20 protein-coding genes and 3 tRNA genes are annotated in these 24,398 nt (G+C 27.6%); 17 read left to right on the top strand and 6 right to left on the bottom strand.

The window, feature by feature from the left end:
- Window position 1: 1 nt before the first annotated feature.
- The 3 genes from BN3265_RS06880 to murJ all read left to right on the top strand — a co-directional run bounded on the left by BN3265_RS06880 (window position 2) and on the right by murJ (window position 5,144).
- The gene (locus BN3265_RS06880; RefSeq protein ID WP_058990794.1) at window positions 2-2,176 is read left to right on the top strand and encodes an RNA degradosome polyphosphate kinase; all 2,175 of its coding nucleotides are present in this window, start codon (window positions 2-4) and stop codon (window positions 2,174-2,176) included.
- 276 nt (window positions 2,177-2,452) lie between these two features.
- Window positions 2,453-3,451 (top strand): M15 family metallopeptidase, encoded by a 999-nt coding sequence (locus tag BN3265_RS06875; RefSeq protein WP_058990793.1) that lies wholly within the window; start codon window positions 2,453-2,455, stop codon window positions 3,449-3,451.
- A 172-nt stretch (window positions 3,452-3,623) separates the two neighbouring features.
- A complete protein-coding gene (gene murJ / locus BN3265_RS06870; protein ID WP_058990792.1) occupies window positions 3,624-5,144 on the top strand; it encodes a murein biosynthesis integral membrane protein MurJ in 1,521 nt (506 codons plus the stop codon).
- A gap of 30 nt (window positions 5,145-5,174) precedes the next feature.
- Here the strand turns inward: murJ and BN3265_RS06865 are convergent, their stop codons facing one another.
- Window positions 5,175-6,902 (bottom strand): vWA domain-containing protein, encoded by a 1,728-nt coding sequence (locus BN3265_RS06865; protein ID WP_058990791.1) that lies wholly within the window; start codon window positions 6,900-6,902, stop codon window positions 5,175-5,177.
- Window positions 6,895-7,803 (bottom strand): AAA family ATPase, encoded by a 909-nt coding sequence (locus tag BN3265_RS06860; RefSeq protein WP_058990790.1) that lies wholly within the window; start codon window positions 7,801-7,803, stop codon window positions 6,895-6,897. The genes BN3265_RS06865 and BN3265_RS06860 overlap by 8 nt, the downstream gene beginning before the upstream one ends.
- A 96-nt stretch (window positions 7,804-7,899) precedes the next feature.
- On the opposite strand from BN3265_RS06860, the gene BN3265_RS06855 reads away from it, so the two are divergent.
- From BN3265_RS06855 to BN3265_RS06845, 3 genes are read left to right on the top strand one after another with little or no spacing between them, the layout of a single operon-like run.
- Window positions 7,900-8,349 carry a MarR family winged helix-turn-helix transcriptional regulator gene (locus BN3265_RS06855; RefSeq protein WP_058990789.1) on the top strand — a complete coding sequence of 150 codons (450 nt, stop codon included), beginning with the start codon at window positions 7,900-7,902 and terminating at the stop codon, window positions 8,347-8,349.
- Entirely contained in the window at window positions 8,342-10,108 is a 1,767-nt protein-coding gene (locus BN3265_RS06850; protein ID WP_058990788.1) for an ABC transporter ATP-binding protein, read from the top strand. The genes BN3265_RS06855 and BN3265_RS06850 overlap by 8 nt, the downstream gene beginning before the upstream one ends.
- The gene (locus BN3265_RS06845; protein ID WP_058990787.1) at window positions 10,098-11,954 is read left to right on the top strand and encodes an ABC transporter ATP-binding protein; all 1,857 of its coding nucleotides are present in this window, start codon (window positions 10,098-10,100) and stop codon (window positions 11,952-11,954) included. Before BN3265_RS06850 ends, BN3265_RS06845 begins: the two co-directional genes overlap by 11 nt.
- A 33-nt stretch (window positions 11,955-11,987) precedes the next feature.
- Here the strand turns inward: BN3265_RS06845 and BN3265_RS06840 are convergent, their stop codons facing one another.
- Window positions 11,988-13,871 carry an acyltransferase family protein gene (locus BN3265_RS06840; RefSeq protein WP_058990786.1) on the bottom strand — a complete coding sequence of 628 codons (1,884 nt, stop codon included), beginning with the start codon at window positions 13,869-13,871 and terminating at the stop codon, window positions 11,988-11,990.
- Between the two features lie 177 nt (window positions 13,872-14,048).
- Here BN3265_RS06840 and BN3265_RS06835 point away from each other — a divergent pair, with 177 nt between their 5' ends.
- The 3 genes from BN3265_RS06835 to rlmH all read left to right on the top strand — a co-directional run bounded on the left by BN3265_RS06835 (window position 14,049) and on the right by rlmH (window position 17,534).
- On the top strand, window positions 14,049-16,325 hold the full coding sequence (locus tag BN3265_RS06835) for a metallophosphoesterase family protein (RefSeq protein WP_058990785.1): 2,277 nt from the start codon (window positions 14,049-14,051) through the stop codon (window positions 16,323-16,325).
- A 97-nt stretch (window positions 16,326-16,422) separates the two neighbouring features.
- Window positions 16,423-17,055 (top strand): tRNA (guanosine(46)-N7)-methyltransferase TrmB, encoded by a 633-nt coding sequence (gene trmB / locus BN3265_RS06830; RefSeq protein WP_058990784.1) that lies wholly within the window; start codon window positions 16,423-16,425, stop codon window positions 17,053-17,055.
- On the top strand, window positions 17,052-17,534 hold the full coding sequence (rlmH, locus tag BN3265_RS06825) for a 23S rRNA (pseudouridine(1915)-N(3))-methyltransferase RlmH (RefSeq protein ID WP_058990783.1): 483 nt from the start codon (window positions 17,052-17,054) through the stop codon (window positions 17,532-17,534). The genes trmB and rlmH overlap by 4 nt, the downstream gene beginning before the upstream one ends.
- A gap of 40 nt (window positions 17,535-17,574) precedes the next feature.
- Here the strand turns inward: rlmH and BN3265_RS06820 are convergent, their stop codons facing one another.
- Entirely contained in the window at window positions 17,575-17,955 is a 381-nt protein-coding gene (locus BN3265_RS06820; protein ID WP_058990782.1) for a VOC family protein, read from the bottom strand.
- A gap of 321 nt (window positions 17,956-18,276) precedes the next feature.
- On the opposite strand from BN3265_RS06820, the gene BN3265_RS06815 reads away from it, so the two are divergent.
- The 7 genes from BN3265_RS06815 to BN3265_RS06785 all read left to right on the top strand — a co-directional run bounded on the left by BN3265_RS06815 (window position 18,277) and on the right by BN3265_RS06785 (window position 22,340).
- Window positions 18,277-18,352 (top strand) — tRNA-Phe (locus tag BN3265_RS06815).
- Between the two features lie 6 nt (window positions 18,353-18,358).
- Window positions 18,359-18,433: transfer RNA gene (locus BN3265_RS06810), tRNA-Gly, on the top strand.
- Window positions 18,434-18,436: 3 nt separating this feature from the next.
- Window positions 18,437-18,510: transfer RNA gene (locus BN3265_RS06805), tRNA-Cys, on the top strand.
- Window positions 18,511-18,559: 49 nt separating this feature from the next.
- Window positions 18,560-19,237: a DUF6873 family GME fold protein gene (locus tag BN3265_RS06800; protein ID WP_058990781.1), complete on the top strand. Its 678-nt coding sequence runs from the start codon at window positions 18,560-18,562 to the stop codon at window positions 19,235-19,237.
- Window positions 19,238-19,250: 13 nt separating this feature from the next.
- Window positions 19,251-20,549, top strand: a complete 1,299-nt coding sequence (gene hisS / locus BN3265_RS06795) for a histidine--tRNA ligase (protein WP_058990780.1) — start codon at window positions 19,251-19,253, stop codon at window positions 20,547-20,549.
- 8 nt (window positions 20,550-20,557) lie between these two features.
- Window positions 20,558-21,424: a DegV family protein gene (locus BN3265_RS06790; RefSeq protein ID WP_058990779.1), complete on the top strand. Its 867-nt coding sequence runs from the start codon at window positions 20,558-20,560 to the stop codon at window positions 21,422-21,424.
- Window positions 21,425-21,431: 7 nt separating this feature from the next.
- A complete protein-coding gene (locus BN3265_RS06785; RefSeq protein WP_058990778.1) occupies window positions 21,432-22,340 on the top strand; it encodes a DMT family transporter in 909 nt (302 codons plus the stop codon).
- Window positions 22,341-22,351: 11 nt separating this feature from the next.
- Here the strand turns inward: BN3265_RS06785 and BN3265_RS06780 are convergent, their stop codons facing one another.
- Together BN3265_RS06780 and BN3265_RS06775 are read right to left on the bottom strand one after the other, a co-directional pair.
- The gene (locus tag BN3265_RS06780; protein WP_058990777.1) at window positions 22,352-23,044 is read right to left on the bottom strand and encodes a hypothetical protein; all 693 of its coding nucleotides are present in this window, start codon (window positions 23,042-23,044) and stop codon (window positions 22,352-22,354) included.
- Window positions 23,041-23,517, bottom strand: a complete 477-nt coding sequence (locus BN3265_RS06775) for a YbaK/EbsC family protein (RefSeq protein ID WP_058990776.1) — start codon at window positions 23,515-23,517, stop codon at window positions 23,041-23,043. The genes BN3265_RS06780 and BN3265_RS06775 overlap by 4 nt, the downstream gene beginning before the upstream one ends.
- 102 nt (window positions 23,518-23,619) lie before the next feature.
- On the opposite strand from BN3265_RS06775, the gene BN3265_RS06770 reads away from it, so the two are divergent.
- Complete coding sequence (locus tag BN3265_RS06770; RefSeq protein ID WP_058990775.1) at window positions 23,620-24,393, top strand: MBL fold metallo-hydrolase; 774 nt, start codon at window positions 23,620-23,622, stop codon at window positions 24,391-24,393.
- Window positions 24,394-24,398: the final 5 nt, after the last annotated feature.

The following is a 24,398-nucleotide window of genomic DNA, read 5'->3' as shown; positions in this document are numbered from 1 at the left end:
AATGGATATATCTTTTACGCAAAACAGGGAATTGTCTTGGCTGAAATTTAATGAGAGGGTTTTGGATGAGGCAGATGAAAAAAACGTTGAATTGTTTGAGAGGCTAAAATTTTTTTCTATATTTGATACAAATTTAGAAGAGTTTTTCATGGTCAGAGTTGGTTCACTTGAGGATTTAACAAGGCTTAAGAAAAAAGCGGTTGATAATAAGTCAAATATGACTCCAGAAGCTCAACTTGCTGCCATTATGAAAGAATGTAAAAGATTATACCAAAAAAAAGATTCTGTTTATACTAGAATTATAAATGATTTTAAAAGTGAGGGGATAAATATTGAAAAAGTTTCAAATCTTGACAAAAAAGATTATGAGACTGTGAGATTTTACTTTGACAGCAAAATTGAACCTATTTTAAATTTTCAAGTTGTTGATAGGGTAAGGCCTTTTCCAAGGCTACCAAATCTTTCTATAAATGTAATTTTTAATCTTGTAAAAGAAAGAGAAAATAAGAAAGATAGGAATTATTTTGGAATAATATATGTTCCAGATAAGATTGATAGGTTTTTGAAAGTTTCACAAACAACTATAGTTTTAATCGAAGATATTATTAAAGAATTTGGGGAAAATGTATTTGATAATTACAAGTGTATTTCAAAGCATATAATGTCTGTCACGAGAAATGCAGATATATCATACGATGATGATGATTATGACGTCGACCTTGATTATAGGTCTTATATGAAAGATGTTTTAAAAAGAAGGAAAAGGCTCCAACCTGTAAGACTTGAACTTGATGAGGAAATTGAAGAAGAAGTTTTTGCTTTATTATTGGAAAAACTTCCTTTAAAAAGAGAAAATGTATTTGTTACAAAATCTCCAATGAGAGCGGGTTTTGTTTTTGATATGCTTGATGATATGCCTAAAGAACTAAAAGAGAAATATTATTATGAAAGTTTTTCGCCGCAAAAATCAGACAAAATTCAAGATGATATTCCAATGCTTGATCAAATAGAAAAAAATGATCTTCTTTTATCCTATCCTTATGAGAGCATGGATCCAGTGATTAGATTATTAAACGAAGCAAGTCTAGATGAATCTGTTATAAGCATAAAAATTACCCTATACAGAATTGCAAAAGATTCAGAAATTGCAAAAGCCCTAATAAAAGCTGCTGAAAACGGAAAAGAAGTTTTTGTTTTAATGGAACTAAGAGCAAGATTTGATGAAAATAATAATATTATTTGGTCATCAAGACTTGAAAATGCAGGATGTAAAATTGTATATGGATTTGATAATTACAAGTGCCATTCAAAAGTTTGTCTAATAACAAGAATAAAAGATGATAAAATTGCTTACACAAGTCAAATTGCTACAGGAAATTACAACGAAAAAACTGCAAAACTTTATACAGATTTTTCTTTCATGACAAGTAATGTAGGAATTGGAACAGATGTTAAGGAAGTTTTTGATAATATCATGATAGGAAATCTTGATGGATCCTACAATCATCTTTTGGTTTCACCAAAACCAATGCAAAGAAGACTTTATGAATTAATTGATGAACAAATACAAAGACAAAAAGAAAGTAAAAATGGTTATATAAGACTTAAAATGAATTCAATTTCTGATAGAATTTTGATAGATAAATTATCAGAGGCCTCAAACGAGGGGGTAAAAATTGATCTTATGGTTAGGGGAATTACTTGTATTTTACCAGGAATAAAAAATAGGACAGAAAATATAAAAATCCATCAAATTGTTGGAAGATTTCTTGAACACCATAGAGTTTATCAATTTGGTCAAAGTGATGATTGCAAATTATATATTTCATCAGCAGATTTTATGACAAGAAATATTAGAAATAGGATGGAAGTTGCCTGTCCAATTTACCAAGAATCTATAAAAAAACGAATTTTGGAATTTTTAGATATAATGTTTGCTGATGATGTAAAGACAAGAATAATGAACTCTAAGGGCGAATATGAAAAGGTTGAAAACAAAAAAAATCTAATTGCCCAAGAAAAATTTATAGAGATTGCAAAAGCTAGGGCAAAAGAGAAAAGTTTAGAAAATAAAAGAGAAATAATACCAAATAATATTTCAATAAAAGAAAATAAAAATAAGGATAAAAAAGAGAAAACATTTTTTGAAAAAATAAAAGATTTTTTTAGAAAATAAATTCAGAATATTTACAGTTTGGATTTATTAAAAATAAATTTTTAAATCGCTAAATTAGAAATTCTAATTATTAGCGATTTTTTTTAATAATTTTCGAAAAAAATCATTTATACTCTACATATTTCCTAAGACTTATGTTATAATGGAGTTAAGAAAATATTATAAAGTTTTTAAAATCTTTTTTTATGAATTGAAATATATTTGTATGATTTTGAAAACAATCCCACAGACGTAAATTTAGTTATATTGAAATATATTTAAGGAAGAAAACTAAAAATGGCAAACAAAAGTATTAGAGATTTAAGACGTAAAAAATTAAGAGAGAAAAAAAGAAAAAGAAGAAAAAATTTAATTAAAGTAGGAATATTTGCTCTTTTGATAACAGGAGCTTTGAAGATAGATTTTAAAAGAAATACCGATGATTTTCAAATTAAAAGACCAGTAGAAAACAGGTATGCCCAAAAAAACAAAAAAGAAGAAGTAAAAGATGAAATAAAGGCAGTTAAAACTCAAGTTGCAACACCAATTGGTTTTGAAAATGTTGTAATTGCTGACGAAGAAAAAATTGACAATGATGGTTATAGTGATATTATGAAATCCTACGTAAAATCATTAAAGAGTCAATACTGCTACCAAGAACCAAGCGATTTTACAAAAACTGAAGTAAGTATTAATAAAAATCAATATGTTGAGTATTACGGTACAGAAAATTCTTTTTCAAAAATTAAAATCAATGATGATTTTTATTATGTGAATAAATATGGTCTTGGAAAGCTTAAAGGCGAAGAAAATATCAATGTTATAAATGGAGTGGTATTTGTAAATGAAAATAATCCTCTACCAAAAGATTTTAATCCTGGTATAGATCCAACTAGCAAAAAAGCTTTTGATACTATGCTTATCGATATACAAAGGCAAGGCTTGAATTTAAAAATTGCATCAGATTTTAGATTAGGTCAAAGTGAAGAAAAATTATTAGACCAAAATAATCCTGATGCGGACTTGGCCTTTACAAGTGAGCATCAAACAGGAACTTGTTTTGATTTTTATACTGATGATACAAAATATTCAGACAAATTTAAAGAAACAGATGAGTATAAATGGCTAAAGGAAAATGCTTATAAATATGGCTTTATACAAAGATATACTAAAGATAAAGAAAGTATAACTGGCAAGAAAGAAAGATGCTGGCATTTTAGATATGTTGGTGTAGAAAATGCCAAGTCTATGTTTGAAAATAATCTTTCTTTAGAAGAGTACTTGAAAATAAAATAATAAATTATAGCACAAGTGATAGGTCTATTTCTTGTGCTTATTTTTATTTTTTTGTATTAAAGATTAAAATTTAAAATGAAAAATAAATTTTTGAATTTTATAAAATTTACTTAATTGAAAGTAAGATTTTAAAAGATATAATACAATTTATAAATTAAAAAGAGAGGTATTTATGGGACAAACTGCTTTTATGTTAATGATTGTAACAATTCTTTCCAAAGTTTTTGGATTTTTGAGAGAATCTGTTATGGCATATTTTTATGGAGCGGGAGATATAGTTGCAATTTATGCAGTTGCAAACACCCTCCCAGTGGTTATAGCAAATTTTGTCGCATCAGGTATTATTTTTGGATTTATTCCGATTTACACCAAGGCGAAAAATGAAGAGGGAGAAGAAGCGGCTGAAGAATTTACTTCAAATATTTTTAATATTTTGATGGTGTTTGGTCTTGTGGCAGTAATTATTGGATTTATTTTTGCTGGAGCTTTTTGTAAATTATTTTCTCCTGACTTAAAGGGCGAACTTTTACAAACAGCAATTGTATTTACAAGAATTATAATGTTTGCAATTTTTGCATATTTGTATTCAGCAGTATTTAGGGGATATTTAAATCTAAAAGGTAATTTCTTTATACCAGCCATTACTGGCATAATAATGAATGTAATAATAATTGCCTTTACAATTTTTTCAGGCCTTGCCAAAAATCCATATCTTCTAGCAATAGGATGTTTGTTGGGAAATGTTTTGCAGTATATAATGTTTCCAAAGGCAAGCAGAGACCATGGTTACAAACACTCAAACACAATTGATATCCACAATAAATATATAAGATCATTAATCTGGATTGCAATTCCAGTTATAGTTTCATCAGCTGCAGGAGAAATTGCTCTTACAGTAGATAATTCCATGGCTTCATATTTTTTTGGAAATGCATCAATATCTTATTTAAGATATTCAAAAACTCTTTTATCATTAATAACAGGAGTTATAACAGTTTCAGTTACAACTTCAATTTTTCCAACCATTTCACATTTGGGTCAAAGTGGAGAATTTGAAGATATGAAAAGTCACATAAATTCAGCCATAGTTTCAACCATGCTTTTGGTAATACCTGCAACAATCGGGATGATGGCTCTGGCGGTTCCAATAATAAAACTAGTTTATCAAAGAGGGGCCTTTGATGATAAATCAGTAATTATCACAGCAGCTATGCTTATTGCATATGCACCATTTGTAATTTTTCAATCATTTTCAGATGTAATTGACAAGGGATTTTATGCAGTTGGAGATTCAAAATCACCAGTAATAATAGTTGTAATCCAACAAATTATAAATATAATTTTCAATTTTATTTTGATAAAATTTTTCGATATTGAAGGATTGGCACTTGCAACAACAATTTCAGCGCTCGCTGGAGCATTAATGATGCTTTATAAATTTAGAAAAAATTTTGGAAGATTAAATTTCAAATCATCATTAAAATCATTGATAAAAATTACCATACTTTCAATTTTAATGGGACTTCTAGTTTGGAAAATTTATGGTTCATTAAGCGGAAAAATGTCATATCTTCTAGCTATGTTTATATCAATTTTTCTAGGAGCAATTTTCTATATATTTACAATACTTTTATCAAGAATTCCAGAAGTAATGAAGACGGTAAATCATCTTTATCATAAAATTAAAAAATAATTTAAAAGATGACCTAATATTAGGTCATCTTTAGTTTGCTATTAAATTTTTCATATAAATTGAAACTATTTTTGAGAAATTGTCTAAATTTTTTATCCTACAAAAATCAGTTCCATATATTAATTTTGCATTTTCTATATCTTCATCTTCTCCGGTAAATACTCCCAAAACTTGGATTCCATCGTTTTTTAAAGATCTTATTTCTTTTGCAGTATCATCAACTGCTTTTTTGTCTATATATTGGTCCTTAATTTTTGCATTTACTGTATTTATATTGTGCTTTTCATCATTTGGGCGTCCGTCCGATAAAATTATTAAAATTTTTCTCACGCCTTCATTTTTATCTTCATTGATTAATTTGTGCATTGTTTTAAAGGCGAGTCCATCTCTGTTTGCACCAGAAGCGAAAAAATTATAAATATTTTCATTTTTTCCCTTATCTTTAAAATCCCTGTACATATTAAAAACTGTATAATCTCTTAAAGTTGAAAAAGAAGAAACTCTTATAGGAATATTTACCTTATCCATGGCATTTGCAATTATAAAAGCTTGGTTTGCCACAAGATTTTGCCTTTTGATTTGGCTTGCCGATCCGTCTATCAATAAATCCAATTGAAATTTTGGTTTTGGATCTTTGTTATTTGAAAAAAATACCTTGGATTCATTTAATACAGGAGCCCTCCAAACATTTATAGAATCAAGAAGTCCATAATTTTTTCTGTAAAGCTCATCTTCTTCGTGATTTGCTAAAGAATTTTCTATGGTTCTTGTTAGCTCATTTACAGCCCTGTTGTTTATTGAAAGATTATTTTCAATATATTCTTTTGTTTTTTCCCTTTGTTTTTTCCTAACTTTTTGGTTGAATTTTGCATTTGGAGAATCGGTATATTCTCCCTTGGTAAAATATAATTTTTTTGATTTATGGATGCCCTTGGCAAGTTCTTTTTCCAAAAGTTCTTGTCTTTTTTTGCTTATAGAAAGTTTCCCATAAAAATCCTCTATAAATGAATCTTCTCTTTTATCTTTTTCACTATCAGATTTTTCAAAGATAAATATATCCTTGTTCATATCTTCTTTTTTTTCTTCAAAATAAATATAACCATTAAATTCTGCTGATTGGATTTGAAATTGGTCTTCAATATTTTTTTCAATATCAGACTCGTCCAAATCTTCATGGTCAAAATTTTTGGGCTTTTCTTCCTTTATCATTTGGTCAAAAAGTTCATTGTATTGGTCAAATCTTTCAAAAAGAAAATATTTTTTGAAAAGCTCGTCTAATTTTTCAATTATTTGGCTAGATTTATAGGTGTCAATTGAAAAAAGTTCAGCATAAAAATCCCTTACAAGCCTTGCTTCGGTTATAGGTTTATTAAAAATTTTCTCATAATAGGCCTTTTCAATTTGTTCGTAAACATTGTCGGTTTCTTTTTTGTATTGGTATTTGTCGAGAATTTTTTTGGCATAAGATTTTCTTAAATCTTTTATAACAAGATTTGTTTTTTCTAATTTTCTGTAGGATAAATCTTCCAACAAAAGAAGGGTGATTGCCTTAAATTCTTCAAAAAAAGGGTTGTCCTTTTTTAAATAGGAAAAAAATGAAGAAAATAAATCAAGCCTAAAATTTTTAAACTTGTACCCTTCAATTATATTTTTGTAATTTTTATCCATAGGATAGTAGGATTTAGGAAATATTTTATAATCATCAGCAAAATCCCAAATCACATTCATTGCCCTTAACTTTTCGAAAGTATCAGTCATCAAATACACTCTCTTTGATTTCTTTTGGAAGTTTAGAATCAACGCTATCTCTTACAAGCTCTCTCTCAAATTCATCAAAAGATTTATTAATTAGTCCCATTTCTATTGCATCGTATGGGTTAAGTCCAATTTCCATAGTTTCAATTGCAGAAATTAGTCCCCTTAGGTCTACTGATTTTGTAGAAATTTCTGAATTTTCACTTTTTTCTTGGAGAGATTCAAAAATATCTATAAAAGTATTCATATATTTTTCTTTTAATTTTGGAAATTTATCCCTTAATAAGTGTTTTAAATTTTCTCTTGTAATATTTGGCATATTTATAACCATAAATCTTGAAGCAAGTGCCTCGTTTACTTCTCTTGTTCCAACATAGCCATAATTCATTGTTGCAATAAATCTTGTCTTATCGTCAAGCTTTATTTTGTCATAGCCTGGAATATCAATTACACGTCTGTGATCAAGGGTTGCGTGGAGGACAGAAATCGCTTCGTTTTTTGCCATATTTATTTCATCCAAAACTCCAAAGCCACCTTTTTTTGCACATTCATAAACTGGACCCTTTCTAAAAACTACTTTTCCGTCTTTAAAAGTGTCAGCTCCAACCAAGGAATTGTAATCAGTATTTACGTGAAAAGAAATATCCCATGATGGACGATTAAAAATATAGGAAAGATTTTGAGCTAAAACATTTTTTCCTGTGGCTTTTGGACCAGAAAGTAAAATATTTTTTCCAGATAAAATTGCAGTGATTGCTTTTTTCAAAACATCTTCACCATAATATTTAAATTCTGGTTTAACAATTCTATCCTTGTCTTCTTCATCTATATTTGCTTTTCTAAATTCTATTATTTTATCAATTAATTTTTGGTCTAAATTTATTTCATTTAAATAATCTATCATAATTCACCTCAACTGATATTATACAACAAAAATTTTTAGAGGCTATTGACAAAGTCCATTTTAGGACTATAATAATTAAAAATAGAAAGGAAGAAAATGAAAAAAGATAAATCACTTGAAATTTTTAAATTATTTTCCGTAATTAGAAAAGTGCAGGGACTTAATAACCAAAGCTTTAAAGAAATGAAAGCTAATGGTATAAAGACTGCAATTTTTTTATTTCTAATTTATGAAAAAAATATCACCCAATCCATAATTGTAGAAAGAATGGCTGTTGCCAAGCAAACTATAAATAATGTGATTATGGAATTGTGTGAAGATGGTTATATAAAAAGAATTTCAGATAAGGATGATAAGAGGATAAAAATTTTAGAGCTAACAGATAAGGGAAAATTATATGCTAATGATTTTTTGAAACCCTTAAATGATTATAATGAAAATTTATATGATAGAATTGGAGAAAAAAAGATAAATCAAATGATAGATGACTTTACTATGTTAGCAGAAATTTTATGTAGGATTAATAAGGAGGGAGAAAATGAATAGTTTAAAAGAATTTTTTGAAAATTTTAAATATCTAATGCCTGCTGTTGGCCAATACAAAAAAAATGCAAAGATTTCTATGATTGCAACAAGTATTGAAACTATTTTGGAACTTGTAGTTCCTACAATAATGGCTTTGATAATTGACAGGGCAGTAAGCAGGAAAGATATTAAAATGACATTTATTTTGGGTGGACTAATGATTTTAGTTTCACTTATATGTATGTATTCAGGAATGGTTGCAACCAAACACGCATCAGCAACTTCCTCAGGTTTTGGAGCAAATTTAAGAAAAATTTCATTTGGAAAAATTCAAGAATTTGGTTTTGAAGATTTGGAAGAATTTAGGACTTCATCTTTAATAACCAGACTTACAAGTGATATCCAACAAATCATTTTTTCTGTATTTTTGGGAGTAAGATTTATTATTAAAACCTTGGTCATGGCGATTGTTGCAGTAATTTTATCAGTAAAAGTTTCACCAAGACTTTCACTTTTATTTTTGGTGACCTTGCCACTTTTGCTTGTAGCCATATTTTTTACCATGTCAAAAGCTATTCCTGGCTTTAAACAATACAGGAAAGAATTTGATAAATTAAACCAAATTATTCAAGAATCTTTAGCAAATATTAGGGTTGTAAAATCTTTTGTAAGAGATGATTTTGAAATTAAAAAATTAAGAGAGCAAAATTTCACCATGTTTAAATTAATTGATAAGGCTGGTGGAGCAATTTCCTATATTTTTCCAATTGCAAATGTAATTATGTTTGGATCTATGATTTCCATTGTTTGGTTTGGTGGAAATGAAATTATTAGTGGAAAAATCCAAGTTGGAGAGCTAATGAGTTTTATCATGTATTCAATGATGCTTTTGGGAGCATTCATTGGAATTTCTATGGTTTTAGTTCAAATGATGTCATCAAGCCCTGGAGTTGTAAGAATTGCTGAAGTTATAGAACATAAGCCTTACATGAATAATGATGAAAAAATAAATGATCTTGAAGTTAAAGATGGATCAATAGATTTTTCAAATGTTTCATTTAAATACGGAAAAGATTCTGATAATTTTGCCCTAAAAAATATTAATCTTCACATAAAAGAAGGAGAGTCAATTGGGATTTTGGGCTCAACTGGTTCAAGTAAGTCAAGTTTAGTACAATTAATTCCAAGACTTTATGATATTTGTGATGGTGAAATTAAAGTCGGTGGAGAAAATATTAAAAAATATGATCTTAAAAAATTAAGAGATGCTGTAAATATTGTTTTACAAAAAAATACCCTATTTTCTGGAACAATTGAAGAAAATATTAGGTGGGGAGATATGGAAGCATCCTTTGAAGAAGTAGAAAAAGTTTCAAAAATTGCCTGTGCAGATGAATTTATCAAAGAAAGAAAAGATGGATATAAATCTGTTTTGGGTCAAGGAGGAAGTGGAGTTTCTGGTGGACAAAAACAAAGGATTTGTATAGCAAGGTCTTTGTTAAAAAAACCCAAAGTTTTAATTTTGGACAACTCAACTTCAGCAGTTGATACAAAAACAGAAAGAAAAATTGTTGATGGTATAAATAAATATTCCGATAAACTTACAAAAATCATAATATCTCAAAGAGTCTCATCTTTTAAAGGCTGTGATAGGATTATGGTTATGAAAGATGGATATATTGAAAATATTGGAAACCATGACGAACTTTACAATAAAAATGAATTTTATAGAAAAACCTATGATATGCAAGAGAAAGGAAGTGATATAGATGAAAAATAAATTAAATTCATCCAAAAATAAAACTTCCAAGGGGGCAATAAAAAGGCTTTTAAAATATTTATTTAAATATAAGTGGCAAATGGTTCTTGTAATAATTTCTGTAATTATTTCAACAGCAAGCCAAATTTTTGGAATGGCACTTTTAAGGCCGACAATCGATAATACCATACTAAAGGCAGATGTAGCTGGACTTAGGGCAAATATAATTAAGATGATAATTTTATTTGGAACAAGCGTTATAACTTCTCTTATTTTTTCAAGACTTATGGTAAGAGTTAGTGAAAGAAGTGTAAAAGATATTAGAAATGAATTATTTGAAAAAGTTCAAAGTTTGGAAGTTGGATTTTTTGACCAAAACACCCACGGGGAAATAATGTCAAGATTTACAAATGATACTGATATGTTAAGCCAATCCCTATCATCATCAATCCCAAATATTTTACAATCATTTCTTTTATTTACCGGAACTTTTATCATGATGTTTGTAATTAATATCAAACTTACAGTTCTAACAATTTTTACAATATTTTTAATGCTTGCAGTTTTAAAAAGACTTATAAAAAAATCTACAAAATTATTTTCAAAAAACCAGGTAGAAATTGGGAAGATGAATGGATTTATAGAAGAAACTTTATCAGGTCAAAAGGTTGTAAAAGTTTTTAATTTTGAAAATAATTTGATAGAAGAATTTAATAAAACTGCCGATAGGGTTAGAGAATTAATTTGGAAGGCAAATACAGTTATGGGAAAAATTATGCCCTTTTTAAAAAATGGAATTAACATTTCCTACGCAATAATTTGTATAGCTGGTGCTTTTCTTACAATAATCGGTCAAATGACTGTAGGAACCTTGGTAACATATTTAACCTATGTAAGACAATTACAAAATCCAATCGCCACAGTTTCCCAACAAGCAAATGTCTTGGCTCAAGCTATGGCTGGGGCAAACAGGATTTTTGAAATTTTGGATATGGAAGGTGAAAAAGACGAAGGATATATTGACCTTGTTCATGCAAAAATTGATAAAAATGGAAAATTTCATGAATCAGATACTTTGACAGGAATTTATGCTTGGAAAAAAATTGAAAATGGAGAGGCTCTTTATAAGAGGCTTGAAGGAAAAATTGATTTTGAACACGTTAATTTTTCATACGATGGGAAAAATCAAATTTTAAAAGATGTAAGTTTTTATGCAAGACCAGGAGAAAAAATCGCCTTTGTAGGAGCGACAGGAGCTGGAAAAACAACTATAACAAATGTAATCACAAGATTTTATGATATTGATTCAGGATCAATCAAAGTTGATGATATTGATATTAAAAAAATTCAAAAACAAGCTTTAAGAAGAGCATTTGGAATGGTTCTTCAAGATGTAAATTTATTTACAGATTCAATCTATGAAAATATAAGATATGGAAGGCTTGATGCAAATGATGATGAAATAAAAGCTGCAGCAAGGATGAGCAAGGCGGATTCTTTTATAAGAAGACTTCCTCAAGGCTATGATACAAAAATTTACGGAAACGGATCAAGTTTGTCAGACGGACAAAATCAATTGGTTTCAATTTCAAGAGCAGCAGTTGATGAGCCATCAATGTTAATTTTGGATGAAGCAACAAGTTCAATAGATTCTGCGACAGAGCTTACAGTAACAGAAGCTTTGGATAATCTAATGGCGGGATCAACATCAATTGTAATAGCTCACAGATTATCAACAATCAAAAATTCTGACGTAATAATGGTAATGGATGATGGAAGAATAATTGAAAGAGGAAATCACGAATCTTTGATGAAAAAAAGAGGAACTTACTATCAATTATATACTGGAAAATTGGAATTAGATTAAAAAAAGCGTAGTGGTCGTTTGCCACTACGCTTATTATTTTGCAAAAGAATTTATTATTTCTCTTTCAATCAGATTTCTATAAGCTTTTGAACCTTCAACTTCTGGATGAACCATATCTTTGGCAAATAAATTTGCTTTTTCCTTGGCAAATTTGTACCAATCAACCATGTAGGCATTTTGATTTTCATCACAGAATTTTTTGATTTTTGTATTAATTGGACCTTCCCAAGATTGGCTGTTGACAGTATTTACAAAAAATACCTTTCTTCCTTCAGAAATATTTAAAATATCAAGCATATTTTGCTCGCTCAAAGTTCCATTAGAACCAAGACTAACGAGGATTATATTACCAAGTCCGTTTTTATTTTTTATATCTTGCAAAACTTTTGGCCCATCAGTCATTTGCCTTCCCACTTCACCATCAAGATAAAGATTTGGATTAAATTCTCTAATAAAAGGATCGATATTTATTAAAACCGAATCCCCAATTGCAGTAATTGAAGTGTTTTTCAAAAATTCCCTTTCTTTTTCGGTAAAATTAAAATCATCATAAGCTTTTTTTTCAAAAGTAATTTCTTTTTTTTCAGATTTTTTATTATCATTTTCTTTTTTGTCTTTGTCTTTTTCATTAGAATTTGAAAGTTTATTCTTGTTCTCTTTTTTCTTTTGATCTTGTAAAAATTTTTCGTTGTTTTTCTTTATATTTTCTTTGTTATCGCTAATTCTTTTTTCAAGATTTTTCATATCTTCAGCCTTAGGATTTGGAATAAAGTTTGCCAAAACATTTAGACTTAAAATTATTACAGCAGATATAATAAAATATTTTTTTAGGTCAAATTTCTTTTGGAAAATTATATAAGTTATTTCAGATAAAATTAAAACCAAAAATATTTCCAAAATATAAGCTAAAATCCTACTTTTTGTAGTGTGGGCAAAGGCATAGGATATAAAAGTATTTATTATATATTGCCACATATAGATATAATAAGATCTAAGTCCTATATAATAAAGAATAGTTTTTACAAAGCCCATTTCTTTTTTATTAATTGAAATTATACTTTCTTTTTCATAAGTATATAAAATACCAATTAATAAAGCTTGAATTAAGGTATAAATAGGAATGATTATCCTATAAGTATATAAATTTTCTCCATTTATAAAAAAGTAAAGGATAAAGCTTAAAAACAAAAGAGCATACAAAACATATTTTGGTGAAAAGTTTTTTTCTTTAGATAAGTCAATAATTTTTGAAAAATCATCTACCAAAAGATAAGTTATAGCTCCAATAAAAATAGCATTAATTCTCGTATCAGGACCATAGTAAATTCTTGAAATATTATTTTTATCAAAAGAAAAAATGATCATCAACAAGATTGAAATTACTGAAATTAGCCCAAAAAGATAAATCCTTATTTCCTTACTTGTAAATTTATCCTTAAATTTATCTAAGAAATAATTTATCAGATAAAAAATCAAAATAAATTGAATTTGCATGGATATATACCAAAAATGAGTAAAAATTGAAAAATATCCATTTTTAGTAAAGTAAGACCCACCCTTAAAAATTTGGTATAAATTTTGAAAAGATAGGGCAGATGGAATAGAAGCCTTGATTGAATCGTGAAAAATAATTTTAGAAAAAATCAAAGCTATTATTAAAGATGTGCTTATTACAAAAATTAAGCTGGGCATAAGCTTTAAAAATCTTTTTTGAATATTTATTTTTAATTCTTTCAAATTAAAGTCTTCTATATTATTTAATTTTTTCATCATTAAAAATCCACTCATAACAAAAAAGCCGATTACTGCCATAAAGCCACCAGGTAAAATTTGAACTGATGAGTGAAATATGCATATTGCAATAATAAAAATAGCCCTTAAAAAAGTGAATGAATCTATTTGTTTGTGTTTTCTCATGTATCCCCCAATGAAATTTATTATAAGTTATCAAGAGAAAAATATCAATAGATTAGTGAAATTGTAACCTTTGTAATCAAATTAAATAGATTATACATAATTATTACAAATTTTTATAAATTTTCTAATAAAAATTCGCTATATTATTTACAGAATAAATGTGCTTAGGAGGAAATAATGAAAAACAAAAATAAATTAATTTTGGCTTTATTAATTGCAAGTGCGACTACTACAATTTTTCCGGAAAATGTATCCTTTGCAAGTGATGATGCTAGTACAAATGTAGAAATTACTGAAAAACAAAATCAAGATGGGAAAGAAAATATAGCTGATATTCCGAAAGATGACGAAGTAACCTTCCCAAAAAATGAAAAAAATACTAGAGAATCCGATGGAACAAATAAATTTAATAGGGCAACTGAAACTGAAAGAGAAAGTTTTGGCGAAGATAAAAATGTAGGAAATATTGATCCGAAAGTAAAAGAAAAATTAGAAGAAACAAAGGGAGAATATGGTAAGAAAAATGGATCATATGCGAATAATAATCTAAAAGCTATAGATACTCCTATAAAAGATATTACAATAAATCCAGGACAAAATGAAAACGAAGTTGCCGTAACTTGGTTTGGAAAAGGTGAAGTGAATGAAAATAGCAAATTAATTTTCAATAACAAGGAATACAAACCAATTAGGGCAAGAAAAACTGGTGATTCTAATGGGTATTCAACTTATACTTCAATTGTTCAAATAGAACCTGGTAAAAATTATGATTATTATATTACAAATGATGATTATAAAAGTGATATGTTTACTTTAAGAACTAAGGCTCTTGGAAAAAATAATGAATTTTCTTTAGTTTATTTGGGAGATCCTCAAATGGGATCAGGAGATAAAGTTTGGGATAAACACGGCTTAAATAAAAACACCCAAGCAAAAGTCGACCAAGATAAGGCGGATTTTGCAAAAACTTTGAAAAAAGCTCAAGAGCTTGATCCACATTTTTATTTTTCGATGGGAGATAATGTAGAAATCGCTGGTTATGAAGGAGAATATGATTATTTCTTTGATAATGACTTATTTAAAGAAAGAATTTTTTCATCAATAACTGGAAATCACGAAACCTATATTGATGGAAATGATTCGACTTTACAAAATACAGTTTTCTCTGATCATTTTTATCTAGCAAATGAATCAAAATTAGGCTCAATTTCAAAAGAAAATGAAGATGGAACAAGAACCTATATACCTGGAGATTTTTGGTATTCATATGGAGATACACTTTTCTTAAACTTAAATTCAAATGTAAATAATTCAAAAGAACATGAAGAATTTATAAAAGAAGCCATAAAACAAGCTGAAGAAAAAAGAGGATCAAAATTTTCATGGAAGGTTGTATCTTTCCACCATGCACCATATTCTACAGCAACTCACACCACTGATGATGATATTTTACAAAGAAGAAGTGAGCTTGTAAAAATATTTAACAACAATAATATAGATCTTGTCTTAAACGGACACGACCATATTTATACAAGAACAAAACATATGCTTGCTGGAGAAAAAACTTTAGATTTCAAAGATGCTTATGGAACAGATTTGAACGATCCAAATGCAGAAATTAAAGATGGATACTCAGAAACTTTCAACAATAAAATTTATCCAAATGGAAAAGTTATAGTTGATGGAATCGGAATTGATTATGGTAAAAATCAAGTGACAAATCCAAAAGGAACTTTATTTTTAACCATGTCTGCATCAGCAGGTGCAAAATTCTACAATCCAATAGGAGAGGACCAATGGTTTGTAAATAGGTCACTTGATGATAGAAGTCAATTATTCTCCCACTTAACATTTTCAAAGAATCAATTTAAAATTGTGACAATGGATCAAGATGGAAAAGTTGTAGATACTTATACAATAAATAAAACTGATGAAAAAATTTTAAATCCAGATTTTGGAAAAAATAATACAGATTACTCAAAATTAGAAAAATATATAGAAAATATTATGGGCAAAAAAGTAGTATTAGAAGATGAAAATGTTGAAACTTATAATATAGCCCTAGAAAATGCAGTTAGAATTTTAAATGATAAAAGTGCAAGTCAAGAAGAAGTTGATAGTGCAGTTGAAGTTTTAAAAACAAGAATAAGCGAAGTATCATTTGTAAAAGAAAATCCAAAATCTAACAAGGATGAAAATGAGAATAATAAAAATGAAAATAAAAACGATGACCAAAAATCAAAAAGTGAAAATGGATCATCAAATAAAAGCAATCTAAAGGGCAAAAAAGTAAAAGCAGAAAACTCTAAAAAAGATTCTGACTTTGAAAATAAAGGCCTAAATAAAATTCACACAAAATCTACAAATGTGAAAACAGGAGTAAAATCTTTAAGTACAATATTTGCAAGTTTATCCCTTGCACTTGTCGGATTATTTAAAATTAAAAGAAAATAATTTTTTCTAAAGCCCAAAATCCATTATAGGATTTTGGGTTTTTCTTGTTTTTATCCAAAATATTTTGTAAACTATTACTTAATAGAAAGGATGAAAAATGAGATTAAGATTTAAAGAAAATGCAATTCCAGAAATGAAAGAAAACCCTCAAATATTTTTTGGTGGAAAAGAAAACAAGGAGAAATGGAAAGAAATTTTTGGAAATGATAATGATATATATTTAGAAATTGGGTCTGGCAGGGGAGATTTTTTAATTGAAATTGCAAAGGATAAAAAAGATAAAAATTTTATAGGACTTGAAGTAAATACCAATGCCTTTGTAGTTTGCAGTAGAAAAATGAAAGAAAATGAGCTTAAAAATGTAAGAGGCCTTATAGCAGATGCTGAAAATTTGGAAGAAATTTTTGAAAATGAAGAAATTTCAAGAATTTATTTAAATTTTTCAACCCCATGGCCAAAAAGACGCCATCACAAAAGAAGACTAAGCCACGAAAGATTTTTGAATAGGTACAAAAATATAATAAAAGATAAGGCAATTTTGGAGCTTAAAACAGATAACAAAGAGTTATATGAGGCATCTTGCAAATATTTTGAAGATTTTTCTATGGATATAATTGAAATAAATGAAAATTTATCAGAAGAAAAAAGCAAGTATATAAGTGAATATGAAAGAAAATTTAGAAACAAAAAAATGCCAATCTATTATATAAAAGCGAGATTTAATAAATGAATATTTCAATAGTAAGTGTAGGAAAAATAAAAGAAAAATACTTTAAGGATGCCATAAGTGAGTATGAAAAAAGACTAAAGCCCTATGTGAAGTTAAAAATATTTGAAGTAAATGATGAAAAAGCTCCAGAAAATTTATCAGAAAAAGAATTAGAAATTGTAAAAGAAAGAGAAGCTGATAGAATCTTAAAAAAGATAAAAGAAAATTCCTATGTTATAAGCTTAGAAATTGAAGGAAAAAGCCTATCATCGGAAAGATTTTCTAAATTAATAAAAGACCAAATGACCTATGGGATGGGAAAAGATTTGGTTTTTGTAATTGGAGGATCAAATGGTTTATCAAAAAAAATAAGTGATAAGGCAGATTATAAATTATCATTTTCAAAAATGACTTTTCCTCATAAATTAATGAGATTAATTTTAATAGAACAAATTTATAGGGCCTACAAAATTATAAATAATGAACCCTATCACAAATAAAACGGACCGAAAAAGGTCCGCTTTTTTTTATCAGCTTTTATTATTTTTCTTCAATTATTTCAATAGAAAAACCTTGAGGATCTTTTATAAAATAAAACTTATCAGACTCATCTGATAAACCACCAATTTCTTGGCTAACTATGCCCATTTTTTTGTGAAGTTCATAGGCTTTTTCAAATTCTTTTGTTTTAAAGGCCATATGTCCATAATAAGATCCGTGTTCATATTTTCTACCATCATGGTTGAATGTTAATTCAAGTTCATAAGCGCCATCTTCTGTCGCCATATAAATTAAAGAAAATTCATCTTCATCGTAATCTTTTCTTCTTGTTATATGCATATTTAATGCATCTTCATAAAATTTTATACTTTCTTTGTCGTTATCTGTGTATATGCATGTGTGAATTGATTTAAATCTCATAATACCTCCTAATTTCTCTATTAAATTTATACCCAAAAATTTAAAAATAAATTTTACTAACATTTTACAAGATAAATTTTAGCCAGGGTATATAAATAAGGGATAAGAAATTTCGCAACCTTATGACCAGAGTTTTGCAAATTTACTAGAATTTTTGCAAGGCTCTTTTTTTTGAAATTTTTATTTGATTTGCTAAAATAAATTTAAATAGTATAATTTATTTTGCAATCTTTTAGAAATAATAAATTAAATTTTTGTTAAAATTTTTTAAAAATATTTGACAAGAAATGGAAATTATCTTATACTATAAAAGTAGTGTTTGCCCAGATAGCTCAGTCGGTAGAGCAGGGGACTGAAAATCCCCGTGTCGGTGGTTCGATTCCGCCTCTGGGCACCAGAAAGTGCGGAAGTGGCTCAGTGGTAGAGTATCGCCTTGCCAAGGCGAGGGTCGCGGGTTCGAATCCCGTCTTCCGCTCCATATGGCGCCATAGCCAAGTGGTAAGGCAGAGGTCTGCAACACCTTTATCCCCAGTTCAAATCTGGGTGGCGCCTCCAAATTTGTCCTCTTTGAGGACTTTTTTTGTACCTAAATTTAAGGAGGATTATGTTAATTATTAGCCACAAATCTAAAAAAGAATTTACAGATTTTTTAGATTTTAAAAATATAAAATATTTAAAAACAATCGACAATCCAAATCTCGACAAAAGAATTTCAGATCATCCTGATTTATCAATTTTTAAATTAGATGAGAAAAATTTAATTGTCGACAAAAATGTCTATGATTATTACAAAAAAAATCTGAAAAATATAAATGTAATAATAGGAGAAGAGGTTTTTGAAAAATATCCTCACGATGCCCTCTATAATATTGTAAAATTTAAAAATTTTTATATTCATAATGATTTTACAGAAAAACATATAAAATTATATTTTAAAGAAAAAAATATCGAACACTTATTTGTAAAACAAGGTTATACAAGATGTTCAATGCTTGTTTTTAATGAAAATCTTTTGACTTCTGATATGGGAATTTTTAAAAATTTAAAAAATATTCTTCCCATAACTTTATTAAAGGAAGAAAAAATTCCTCTTGATGGTTTTGAAAAAGGATTTTTAGGTGGATGTTTTGGAAAAATTGGAGAGAAAACCTTATTATTTAATGGAAATATAGAAAGATTAAATTCATATGATATAATTAAAAATATAGTAGATAAAGAAAATTTAAATTTATTATATCCAGATACTAATTTAGTAGATACTGGATCTTTTATATGGATATGATTAGGAGATTAGAATGAATATAGTAAAACCACAAACAATTGCAGGCGTAATGGAACTTTTACCAGATGACCAACTAGTTTTTGATTATATAAAAAAAATTATTGAAGAGACTTTTTTGTCTTATCAATTTTTGCCTATAGATACGCCAGCTATTGAAAAAAATGATATTTTATTTGCCAAAGGCGGCGGAGAAACTGAAAAACAAATTTTTGGCATTGATTCTTCAAAAAAAGATATGTCTTTGAGATTTGATTTGACAGTTCCTCTTGCAAGATATGTATCAGAACATTTTTCTGATTTGAATTTTCCTTTTAAAAGATATCAAATCGCCAAAGTTTATAGGGGTGAAAGAAATCAAAAGGGAAGATACAAGGAATTTTACCAATGTGATATTGATATTATTGGAAATAATTCTCTTTCAATCCACAATGATGCTTTATTACCAAAGGTAATTTATGATATTTTTCAAAAGCTAGATTTTGATGGAATTAAATTTCACATTAACAACAGAAAATTATTGAATGGATTTTTTGAATCAATTGAAATTTCTGATAAGGAAGAAGTTTTAAGAACAATTGATAAAAAAGCAAAAATCGGAGATGAAAATACAAAAAAACTTTTGGTAGAGATTTGTGGAGAAGAAAAAGCAGATAAATTGATGGATCTTATCAATAATAAGAGAGAAAACAAAGAACTTTTGACTTATCTTGAATCTTTAGACTTAAATGAAAATTATAAAATTGGTTTGAAGGAACTAAGAGAAGTTTATGATTATATGATTAAATTTGGAATTGATGATAAATCAATTATGATTGATTTGTCGATTACTCGTGGTCTTGATTATTATACTTCTACAGTTTATGAAACATTTTTGGATGGTTATGAATCTATAGGAAGTGTGTGTTCTGGTGGAAGATATGAAAATCTTGCTGGAAATTTCTCAAAGCAAAATCTACCAGGAGTTGGTCTTTCTATTGGTCTTACAAGACTATTTTATCAATTTCAAGAGCTTGGTCTTGTTGAAAAATATAGGAAGAAATTTACAGATTGTTTAGTTATTCCAATGGATGAAAAATTAAATTTCTATGCTATTGAAATAGCAAATAATTTGAAAAATCAAGGTTATAAAGTTGATATATATCTTGAAGATGGAAAGTTTAAGAAAAAAATTAATTATGCTAATAAAATTGGTGTAAAAAAAGTTTTAATTATTGGTCAAGAAGAATTTGACAATAAAATGGTTTCTGTAAAAAATATGGAAGATGGAAAACAAGTTAGCGTAAAAATTGATGAAATTTCCGCTTATATTTAAGGAGAGTTATGACATTTAGAATAATTACAGATGGTTCTAGTGATATGAATGTTGATTTTATAAAATCTTCAAACATAATCATAGTTCCCATGCAATCAAATATGGAAGATGAGGTCTATGAAATCATAGGCACAGATTTGGAAAACCTAAATAAATATTATGAATTTATGCTAGATGACAAAAATGTATCAACAAGCCAAGTAAATTTAGCTTCATTTGAAAAATATTTTGAAGAAGTTTTAAAAGATGGCCAAGATATTTTTTATATAGGTCTAAGCGATTCCTTGTCAGGGACTTTTGAAAATGCTCAAAAAGCAAAAGAAATTTTAGAGAAAAAATATCCAGATAGAAAAATATATATTTATAATCCAAAACAAGCATCAACAGGCGCTGGACTTTTGTGCCAAATTATTGTAAAAATGCAAGAAGAAGGAAAAGATATAGACCAAATTGCTTCTTTTATAAAAGAAAATTCAAAATATATGGTTTCCCAATTTGGAGTTGAAAGTCTTAAATATCTTTATAAGGGTGGAAGAATTTCAAAAACTAGTGCTGATATAGGAAATTTTTTGAAAGTAAAACCAGTTATTCATATTACAGATGATGGTTCTCTTGAAGTTTTAAAACTTGAAAGAGGAACAAAGAGGGCTATAAAAGTTTTATTTAAAAACTTCCAAAAAAATTGGAACCCAGATTTGTCGGAAGAAGTTCTTATAGGTTATGCATATTTTGATGAAAATGCAAAAAAATTAAAAGAAATGGTTGAAGAAAAATTTCCAAATGCAAGAGTAAGCCTTGCTCCAATTGGATCTTTGATTGGATCTCACGTTGGACCAGGCATGTATTCTTTGTCATATTTTGGGGAAAAAAGATAGGAGAAATATGCTAAAAAATAAAAAAAATGCAGTAATTTTTTCTTTAATAGCAATGTTTTTATGGGGGAGTGCAATCCCCCTTATTAAATCTACTTATGTAGTTTTGGATGTTAAATCTTACGATACCTTTGCCAAGGTTTATGTTGCAGGAATTAGGTTTTTTATGGCAGGAATTTTGGCGTTTTTTTATGCGAAAATTTTTGGCAAAAGTAAGATTTCATTTAAAAGTGTAAACTTAAAATTGGTGATAGTTCTTGCAATACTTCAAACTTTTTTGCAATATTTTTTCTATTATATAGGTCTATCAAACACGAGTGGAGTAAAATCGTCAATCATTCAAGCATCAAATTCCTTTATGATTGTAATAATCTCACTTATTTTACTTCCTGAAGATAAAATTACTTCAAACACAATTCTTGCTTTAATAATTGGAACAGCAGGAATTGTTTTGGTAAATTCAAATCAAAAAATGGGAAGTGGATTTAAATTAAGCGGAGAAGGATTTATTTTCACATCAACTTTTATAAATGCCCTTGCTTCAGTTTTACTTAGAAAATATTCCAAAGGATCAAATCCTTATGTTTTAAATGGATTGGCTTTATTTTTTGGGTCCTTGCCTTTAATAATTCTAGGAAAATTTTTACTTATAAATCCAGTTTATATAAATTTAAAGGCTTTTATCATGCTTTTTTATGGAGCATTTATTACAGCAACTTCATTTACAATTTGGACCATTGTATTGCAAAACCACAGTGCAAACCAATTTGGAGTATTCAAATTATTTATACCGATTTTTGGATCAATTTTATCGGTAATAATTTTGGGCGAAGTTTTTACAATAAGGCTCTTTATAGGTTTAATTTTAGTTTTGACAGGATCTTTGGTTTTAATGAAAGGTAAAAATAAAAAAAGATAGTTTAGAATTTACTAAACTATCTTTTTTATTGGTCTTTTTAAATTATTTGTTAATTTATAAATTTCATCAATATATAAATATCTATTTTTATCTTTATATCTTGCAATTTTCATAAGGTCTAGCGCCCAATTTACCAAATATTTTGACAAGTAAAAGGCATAAATATCATTTGCAAGAATTGATCTTCTACCATTTATTACTATATCATTTCGAATTTCTTTAAAATATCTTATCAAATTTTTCCTATTATATTTAGAAAAAATCACTTCAATCAATGAAACAAGGGCTAAAATATATTTATCCTCAAGAAAATTTATAGTAAAATCAATGCTTTCATCTTCATTTAAAATTATATCTTCAAATTTTTCATGATTTTTATAAAATTCAAAATATTTTTCTTTGGAAAAATCTTCAAAAAAATTAGGATAAAGACCATATTCAAAATTTGATTTTTCTAAATTTTCCCTAAAAAATTCAAGAGATGTAGAATTATCAAAAATTGTTATAAAAATAGGAGATAAAATTACTAAAAGCCTCAAAGTTTCATTATCTTTATCATTTTTAAAATTTAATATTATTTTTTCTTCTTGATCTGCTTTTTCTAATTTAGAAAAGTCCTTATTTTTTAATTTTTTATCAAGGTCAAAAACATCTTTCGCCTGGTATTGGTATAATTTATTATTTTTAAAAACTTTTACAATCATTGTCTTATATTTTCAAATTTTCCATTTACAGCTTCTGCCAAATCAAATGGATTTAATTTTAAACTTACTCCACATTTCCCACCAGAAACAATCATTTTATCAAGATCTTTTGCACTATCATCAATAAAAACTGGATAATCTTTTTTCATTGCAAGGGGAGTTGTTTCTCCTCTTTGATAGCCAACTTTAGATTTTAAATTTTTGGTTGGAAGGATTGAAATGCTTTTAACGCCTGCAACTTTTGCAGCCTTTTTCATATCAATTGAATCATAAGATCTTACTAAATAAATTATAATTTCCTTATCTTTTGAAATTGTTGCTATAGTTTTATACATTTTATTTAAATCGACGTGAGATTTTTTACCAGCATCAACTGCTGATTTAAATTCTCCACCCAAATCATATTCTATTTCTTCATAATCAATATTTTTATTTTCTAAAAGTCTCATTGCATTTGTTTTTATTTTTCCCATACTAGCTCCTTTCTTTTTTAATATTACCAGAAAATTACAAAAATTCATTAGAATTTATCAAATTTGGGTATACTTATCTTAGAAGAAATTAGGAGAATTTGAATGATTGAAAAAATTATAATAACTTATATTTATCATTCCTGCTATAGTGTTGAAATAGGGGATTATTTTATTATATTTGATTATTATAAGGGAGTTTTAAATATACCTGAAGATAAAAATGTGATTTTTGTTGCAAGTCATGGACATTCTGACCACTACACTTCAGAAATTTTAAAAATTCCTAATATGAAAAATTATACTTATGTTTTATCAAGTGATATTGGGCATTTGGAAAGTGATGACAATATTATTTATATAAAAGAAAATAAATTGGGCATGGACCAATTAAAATCTTTGTATAATTCAAAAAATATATATCTTGTTGATCCTTATCAATTTAAGGAAATTAATATTAAGGGAAGAAAAATTTCTATAAAAACTTTTGGATCAACTGATGAGGGAATTTCTATAATTTTATATATCGATGGAATAGAAATTTTTCACGCAGGAGATTTAAATTATTGGGCTTGGGAAGATTATGATGACAAAAGTGTAAAAAAAGAGTATTATGCTTTTATCGACCAAATAGAAAAAATAAAAAATGAACCGATAGATATAGCTTTCTTTCCAGTTGATTATAGGTTGGGCGAAAATTATTATAAGGGTCCGAAAATTTTTGCAGATACCGTAAAGCCTCAACTAATGTTTCCAATCCACAGCGGAGATCATGAAAAAATCAGCTTGAAATTTGCGAGAGAAATCAAATTAAAAGAAACTGTATTTAAACCAATTATAGATAAAGGTCAAAAAATTATTGTAGATATAAAGGATTAGATAAG

Source organism: Anaerococcus rubeinfantis (genome assembly GCF_001487145.1).
In the GTDB taxonomy this organism is placed as follows: domain Bacteria; phylum Bacillota; class Clostridia; order Tissierellales; family Peptoniphilaceae; genus Anaerococcus; species Anaerococcus rubeinfantis.
The sequence above is the reverse complement of the archived record's forward strand: the minus strand, read 5'-3'. Positions and strand labels throughout refer to the sequence as shown.